Genomic DNA, 6,583 nt, shown 5'->3' with positions numbered 1-6,583 from the left:
TGTTGGTGTTCCAATCCCAGTTGCACCCGTTGTTGTATGAGTTATTATCGGTAAGTTGGTATTCACACATAAAACCGGTGACGATGAAGCCGGTGAAACCGTATTGTTCGGGTTAACTGTGATGGTACCAATAGCGCTAAATGACCCACATCCACCAGTTAATGGAATATTGTAATTAAAAACACCAGTTACCGTAGCAATACCTGAAATAGTAATTTGATCACTAGTCCATGAAGCAAAAACTCCTGCTGGTAAACCTGTTGGTGTTCCAATCCCAGTTGCACCAGTTGTAGTATGAGTAACAGTTAGTGAGTTATTTACACAAACAATTGGAGATGATGAAGCAGCTGTAACTGTATTATTTGGTGTAACTGTTATTGTACCTGTTGCAATTCCACCACAACCACCTGTTAAAGGAATTGAATAATTAAAAATGCCTGAAACAGTTGGAGTTCCAGTTATAGTTATTGTATTTGAAGCCCATGAAGCTGTTACACCTGATGGTAATCCTGTTGGTATACCAATTCCAGTTGCGCCAGTAGTTGTATGATTTATTGGTGTTACTAAAGCTGTATTGATACACAAAGTAGGTGTAGTTGAAGCTGCAGTAACTGTATTATTTGGATTTACAGTAATGGTTCCCACCGCACTAAATGTACCACAACCTCCAGTTAAAGGAATGTCATAATTGAAAGTACCCGATACTGAAGGAGTACCCGATATAACTATTTGATTTACAGACCAAGATGCTGTCATTCCAGCTGGTAAACCAGTTACTGTTCCAATTCCTGTTGCACCAGTAGTATTATGAGTTATCGCTGGCATTAACAGGGTATTTACACACAAAGTTGGTGACGCAGAGGCTACAGAAACAGTGTTATCAGGATTAACAGTTATTGTACCTGTTGCATTAATTGAGCCACAACCACCAGTCAATGGAATTGTGTAATTAAATACCCCAGCAGTACTAGGCGAACCAGTTATTTGTATAGTATTTCCTGACCAAGAAGCAGTAACACCTGTTGGTAACCCTGTAGCCATACCTATCCCAGTTGCACCTGTAGTAGTATGAGAAATAGTTGGTAAAACCGTATTAATACATAATGTAGGCGTTGCAGAGGCAGGTGTAACAGTATTGTCTGGTGTAACAATTATTGTTCCTGTAGCGCTTAAAGTACCACAACCACCTGTTAAAGGAATGTCATAATTGAAAGTACCTGATGCTGAAGGTGAACCTGAAATAGTTATTATATTAGAATTCCATGATGCAATTACTCCTGCTGGTAAACCTGTTGGTGTACCAATACCCGTTGCACCAGTTGTATTGTGAGTAATTGATAAGGCAGTATTTATACACAAAGTAGGAGATGTAGCACTAGAAACTGTATTAACTAAATTAACCGTAATCGTTCCAGTAGCATTTACTGATCCACAACCACCAGTTAATGGAATGGAATAATTAAAAATTCCTGTTGCACTAGGTGAACCATTTATTTCAATAGTATTTCCTGACCAAGAAGCTACAACACCTGCTGGTAGTCCAGTAGCTGCACCAATACCTGTTGCGCCTGATGTTGTATGAGTTATTGTTGTTAAAGTTGAATTTAAACACACTGTTGGAGTTGAAGATGCCGAAGTAACAGTATTTGTTGTTATCACATTGATCGTTCCTGTAGCATTAAATGCTCCACAGCCTCCTGTTAATGGAATAGAATAATTAAAAACGCCTGAAACTGATGGCGTTCCAGAAATAGTGATTGTATCAGATGACCATGAAGCAGATACACCAGTTGGTAATCCAGTTGGTGTTCCTATTCCTGTAGCACCTGTTGTTGTATGTGTTATTGGAGTTGCTAATGTTGTATTTACACACAATGTTGGTGAAGAAGAAGCAGCAGAAACTGTATTATTGGCATTTACAGTAATAACACCAGTAGCAGTTCCACCACTACATCCTCCAGTTAACGGTATACTGTAATTAAATACACCTGAAACTGATGGTGTTCCAGAAATTTCAATCGTGTTACTAGTCCAAATTGCATTAACACCAAGTGGTAAACCTGTTGGAGTACCAATTCCAGTAGCATTTGTTGTAGTGTGAGTAATAATTGGAGTTAATGGTGTATTAATACACAAGGTCGGATTTGAAGACGAAGCACTTACTGTATTAGTATTCAAAACTGTAATAGTTGCTGTAGAAGTTAGTGGAGTATTAGACGTACCAACTGCTGCATTTGTTAAATTGTAAATGGTTGTACTTGTTAATGGGAATGGAGTCGTCCAAACATATTGTCCAGAAGGTCCTATAGGTGGAGTTGTATAAACATTTGATCCTTCGGTAAATGTAACCACTGTACCAGGAGCACCTGTAAAAGTTAATTCACCAAAATTACCCGGACAAATTGTATTTCCTGTTGCACTTGCTAAACATCTAATATCTAACAAAAATGAGATATCGTCTGAATCCACACACTCTGATGAAGTATTATTTCTAGCTCTTACATAAATAGTGGTATCTACTAATGGATTTGGTTGATATGCTGATGGATTTGTAATTTGTCCAGTCACAGGAAAACTATAAATTAAAGAAGCTCCAAAATCATCAAAAAAATCAACAGTGAAATTAGCTGGATTTAAGGGTGCTAAAATAGATGGAATTAAAGCTGTCAAATTAAAAGTAGGACTACAATCACCTAAAGCTCCTTGTTGTGTTCCCGGGTTATTTAAAACAGGTGTTGATCCAAAAGATATTATAACTGAATCTTCAGATGGTGTACCACAATCAGGATGAGTAACCACCACTCGCCAAGTACCAGATTGATTTACAGTAATTGATTTTGTTGTAAAAGCAGGTTGCAACACTCCATTTAAATACCATTGATAAGCTAAAGAATTCTGATTTACTGGTGGATTTTCAAAATTACAGTGTAGTGTTTGAGTACTTATAGCAGCATCACAAATAGAAACAGTATTGGTTTGAGGTGGACTTGGATAAATCGATGTAGAAGTTGGACCTAAATTCACTCCACAAACGACATCACAATTGGTTGAGCCAGATCCCGGTGCAGTAGAATTAGTTTGTTCCATTACAAACAAGCCTGGCTGTCCAGAAAAATTTGTAATTAATAAAATATAATTAGAACCTGGATTCGCATTAGGAATTAAAATTGTTTCTGTAGCTGATCCAGAATAACTACAATCTACAATATTGTTAGGTGTAGCTGGTGCAGTTAAATCAGCTAAACTGTTACACGCAGCACCAGAAGCAATTTGAGCATCTGTAAACGGCCCCCAACAAATAAAATCTATGTCTAAATTGTTATACAAAGGAGCATTATTTCCTTGGTGCAAATTAAAAATTAAATCTCCTGCAAACCCAACTTGAAATGTATACCAGTTACCGTTTGGAGCGGAACCTAAACAGCCTGGAGAACCTAAATTCGGTCCAACTAAGCTAGGCTGCGGGGCTATGTTACCGGAACATATTGGCGATGTTGATGCACAAGTTGCTTGTGAAAAAACAGAATTAATATTTAAAAAAATAAAAAAGAGTAAAATAATTTTCTTCATCTTATGAGCAATATTTAGTAAGATTTGTGTTGATTGTACCTAGCAAAAATAGAAAAAAAATTAACTTTACGTTAATAAATTAAATTTTTAACAATTATACATGCGTTTCGTCGAATTATTTTGCTTTTTATCGGATTGACATCATTTGACTTAAAAAAATTACTCCGTGAATACTTTAAAATTACATATTAAAATTATAGACTTTTTATTCAGAGATTTGCATATATTTGCACTAATTTGCAAATTACAACTATAATGATACATAACGAAGAAAATAATGACGAAATAGGCAACAATCATATTGCTACAAGCACGCACAACCCAATTAGACAAGATGCATTTGATATTTCTGATGAGGAAAAAATTACAAGAATAAAAAAAGATGTTGAAAACATTTTACTAACACTTGGTATGGACCTAACAGACGATAGTTTAAAAGGTACTCCAAATAGAGTTGCTAAAATGTTTGTCAAAGAAATTTTTGGAGGATTAAATCCTGACAAAAAACCAAGTGCTTCAACTTTTGACAATAAATACAAGTACGGTGAAATGTTGGTAGAAAAAAACATTGTCGTTTATTCTACTTGCGAACACCATTTATTACCTATATATGGTAGAGCACACATTGCTTACATTTCAAACGGAACTGTAGTTGGATTATCTAAAATGAATAGAATTGTTGAATTTTATGCAAAAAGACCACAAGTTCAAGAACGATTAACCATTCAAATTGTAAAAGAATTACAAGAAGTTTTAAATACTCAAGATGTAGCTTGTGTAATTGATGCCAAGCACATGTGTGTGAATTCTCGTGGAATTAAAGATATTGAAAGTAGTACGGTTACATCTGAATTCGGCGGAAAATTTAAAGAAGAAAAAATAAAAAGAGAATTCTTAGACTATATTAAATTAGATACGAGATTTTAACTAGCCCTGATTGCAGTGAAAATCCTTTTTATTTGTTGCTACACATAAAACAAATACAACAAATAAAAAGATTGTAACGGAAAGCAGGATGAGCTTCAAAAAATAATAAACAACAATAAATTAAACCAAATGCCACTTTACGAAATCAATCCACTTCAGGTGTATAATTCTTTATCGGGAAAAAAAGAAAATTTCAAATCGATTCACGAAGGTAAAATTGGTATGTATGTTTGTGGACCAACGGTTTATAGCAATGTGCATTTAGGAAATGTGAGAACTTTTATGAGTTTTGACATGATTTATCGTTATCTATTGCATTTAGGTTACAAAGTTAGATATGTACGAAATATTACAGATGCCGGGCATTTAACAGATGATGGCGATGTAGAAAACGACAGGTTTGTAAAACAATCGCGTTTAGAGAAGTTAGAACCTATGGAAATTGTTCAGAAATATACCGTCGATTTTCATAGAGTTTTAGAAATTTTCAACTTCTTACCTCCTACTATTGAGCCTACTGCAACTGGACATATTATTGAACAAATAGAACTAACACAAAAATTAATAGAAACAGGTTTTGCTTATGAAAGCAATGGTTCGGTTTATTTTGATGTTATTGAATACAACAAAAGAGGTTTAAATTATGGCGAATTAAGCAATAGAAATATTGATGAGTTGTTTGCCAATACTAGAGATTTAGACGGACAAACAGAAAAGAAAAATCCACAAGATTTTGCCCTTTGGAAAAAGGCTTCGCCAGCACACATTATGCGTTGGAATTCACCTTGGGGAGCTGGTTTTCCGGGTTGGCATTTAGAATGTACAGCCATGAGCACCAAATACTTAGGCGAAACATTCGACATTCATGGTGGTGGTTTAGATTTGAAATTTCCTCATCATGAATGTGAAGTTGCACAAGGCACAGCTTGTAATGGAGTAGATCCTGTAAATTATTGGATGCACGCCAACATGTTGACCATGAACGGCTTACGCATGAGCAAAAGCACTGGTAATTACATTTTACCAATGGAATTAATAAATGGTGAAAACGATTTTTTTGAAAAAGCTTTCGATCCAAGTGTAGTGCGTTTTTGCTTTATGCAAGCGCATTATCGCGGTGTTTTAGACATTTCTAACGATGCGATGGTAGCTAGTGAAAAAGGTTACAATCGTTTGATGGAAGCGATGGCTGTTTTATCTAAAATTGAAACTAGCACCACTTCTTCAGTTGATATCGCAACTTGGAAAAAAGCATGTTATGATGCGATGAATGACGATTTTAATACGACTATTTTAATGGCGCAATTATTTGAAGCGGTTAGGATTATCAATGTATTAAATGATAAAAAAGAAACGATTACCGCAACAGATTTAGAAGAATTAAAAACTACATTAGATGTTTTTGTTTTTGATGTGTTAGGATTAACAAATAAAAAAACAGAAGGAAATAATAATAAATTAGGAAGTGTAATTGAAATGCTTATCGAAATGAGAAAGGAAGCTAGAGCTAACAAAAACTGGGCTTTATCTGATGAAATTAGAGATAAATTAGCCGCGCTAAACATTCAATTGAAAGACGGAAAAGAAGGAACGAGTTTTACATTGTAAAAGAGCCAAGGAAAAAGTAAAAAAAGAAAAGTTTGATACTTTAATAAGTAACAAAATATGAAAAAGATTTTAATTTTTCCGTTTATAGTAATTATTAGGTTTTATCAAATCGTTATTTCGCCATTAACACCAGCTACTTGTAGGTTTGCTCCTACTTGTTCTAGTTACAGTAAAGAAGCCTTAGAAAAACATGGCATATTAAAAGGAAGTTGGCTAGCAATTAAAAGAATTTCAAGTTGTCATCCTTGGGGAAGAAGTGGTTATGATCCGGTTCCTTAATGAAGAGCCAAGGAAAAAGGAAAAAGAGACAAGGAAAAAGAGACAAGGAAAAAGAGCCAAGGAAAAAGAGCTAAGGCAAAAGTATAAAGAGCCAAGGAAAAAGGAAAAAGGAAAAAGAGACAAGGAAAAAGAGCTAAGGCAAAAGTATAAAGAGCCAAGGAAAAAGTAAAAAGAAACAAGTAAAAGTGACAAAAAAATC

5 protein-coding genes are annotated in these 6,583 nt (G+C 34.9%); 4 read left to right on the top strand and 1 reads right to left on the bottom strand.

What is annotated here, in order from left to right:
- On the bottom strand, nucleotides 1-3,570 hold a 3,570-nt coding region (locus G4D72_RS02865), incomplete at its 3' end, for a beta strand repeat-containing protein (RefSeq protein WP_166076074.1).
- A 255-nt stretch (nucleotides 3,571-3,825) separates the two neighbouring features.
- Here G4D72_RS02865 and folE point away from each other — a divergent pair.
- The 4 genes from folE to G4D72_RS02845 all read left to right on the top strand — a co-directional run bounded on the left by folE (nucleotide 3,826) and on the right by G4D72_RS02845 (nucleotide 6,553).
- Nucleotides 3,826-4,497: a GTP cyclohydrolase I FolE gene (gene folE / locus G4D72_RS02860; protein ID WP_166076073.1), complete on the top strand. Its 672-nt coding sequence runs from the start codon at nucleotides 3,826-3,828 to the stop codon at nucleotides 4,495-4,497.
- 129 nt (nucleotides 4,498-4,626) lie between these two features.
- Entirely contained in the window at nucleotides 4,627-6,105 is a 1,479-nt protein-coding gene (gene cysS / locus G4D72_RS02855) for a cysteine--tRNA ligase (RefSeq protein WP_166076072.1), read from the top strand.
- 57 nt (nucleotides 6,106-6,162) lie between these two features.
- A complete protein-coding gene (yidD, locus tag G4D72_RS02850) occupies nucleotides 6,163-6,384 on the top strand; it encodes a membrane protein insertion efficiency factor YidD (protein WP_166076071.1) in 222 nt (73 codons plus the stop codon).
- Nucleotides 6,368-6,553 (top strand): hypothetical protein, encoded by a 186-nt coding sequence (locus G4D72_RS02845; RefSeq protein WP_166076070.1) that lies wholly within the window; start codon nucleotides 6,368-6,370, stop codon nucleotides 6,551-6,553. Before yidD ends, G4D72_RS02845 begins: the two co-directional genes overlap by 17 nt.
- Nucleotides 6,554-6,583 lie beyond the last annotated feature (30 nt).

The sequence above is a fragment of the Flavobacterium difficile genome (assembly GCF_011392115.1).
Classification (GTDB): Bacteria; Bacteroidota; Bacteroidia; order Flavobacteriales; family Flavobacteriaceae; genus Flavobacterium; species Flavobacterium difficile.
The sequence above is the reverse complement of the archived record's forward strand: the minus strand, read 5'-3'. Positions and strand labels throughout refer to the sequence as shown.

Excerpts from the sequence above, each read along its gene's own strand:
- folE (WP_166076073.1), top strand. The coding sequence starts at position 3,826 with ATGATACATAACGAAGAAAATAATGACGAAATAGGCAACAATCATATT.
- cysS (WP_166076072.1), top strand. The coding sequence starts at position 4,627 with ATGCCACTTTACGAAATCAATCCACTTCAGGTGTATAATTCTTTATCG.
- yidD (WP_166076071.1), top strand. The coding sequence starts at position 6,163 with ATGAAAAAGATTTTAATTTTTCCGTTTATAGTAATTATTAGGTTTTAT.
- G4D72_RS02845 (WP_166076070.1), top strand. The coding sequence starts at position 6,368 with ATGATCCGGTTCCTTAATGAAGAGCCAAGGAAAAAGGAAAAAGAGACA.